At 67.3% G+C, this 788-nt stretch carries 1 protein-coding gene; it reads right to left on the reverse strand.

The window, feature by feature from the left end; all coding sequences use genetic code 11:
* On the reverse strand, positions 1 to 700 hold a 700-nt coding region (locus AX737_RS15435), incomplete at its 3' end, for a CTP synthase (RefSeq protein ID WP_082773067.1).
* Between the last annotated feature and the right edge of the window lie 88 nt (positions 701 to 788).

Below are 788 nucleotides of genomic sequence, written 5' to 3' on the forward strand. Positions count from 1 at the left end.
CCGCCGATTCGCGCACGTTGCAGAACAGGCCGAGTTTCCTCCGCTCGTCGGCCGGGATCGGCCGGTCGCAGCGGCAGAGCAGGAAGTCGGGCTGGATGCCGATCGAGCGCAGCTCCTTCACGGAGTGCTGGGTGGGCTTCGTCTTCAGCTCGCCCGCCGACGGGATGTAGGGCAGCAGCGTCAGGTGCATGAAGGCGGTGGTGCCGCGCGGCAGTTCCTGGCCGAGCTGGCGGATCGCCTCGAAGAAGGGCAGGCCCTCGATGTCGCCGACGGTGCCGCCGATCTCGACGAGGACGAAGTCGTAGGCCTCGTTGCCGTCGAGCACGAAGGTCTTGATGGCGTTGGTGACGTGCGGGATCACTTGGATGGTGGCGCCCAGATAGTCGCCGCGCCGCTCCTTGGCGATGATGTCCTGGTAGATCCGGCCCGTGGTGATGTTGTCGGCGCGCGTCGCTGGGAGGCCGGTGAAGCGCTCGTAATGGCCGAGGTCGAGGTCGGTCTCGGCGCCGTCGTCGGTGACGAAGACCTCGCCGTGCTGCGTCGGGCTCATCGTGCCCGGATCGACGTTGAGGTAGGGGTCGAGCTTGCGCAGCCGCACGCGGTAGCCGCGTGCCTGAAGCAGGGCCGCGAGGGCGGCCGAGGCGAGACCCTTGCCGAGCGAGGAAACCACGCCGCCGGTGATGAAGACGTACCGCGTCATGGGCCTCGGTCCATAATCAATGCGTGGGGTTTTGCCAAACGCGAACGCCGCCGCGCCTGTCTCTTATACACATCTCCGAGCCCACGAG

The sequence above is a fragment of the Methylobacterium sp. CCH5-D2 genome, from assembly GCF_001556475.1.
In the GTDB taxonomy this organism is placed as follows: domain Bacteria; phylum Pseudomonadota; class Alphaproteobacteria; order Rhizobiales; family Beijerinckiaceae; genus Methylobacterium; species Methylobacterium hispanicum.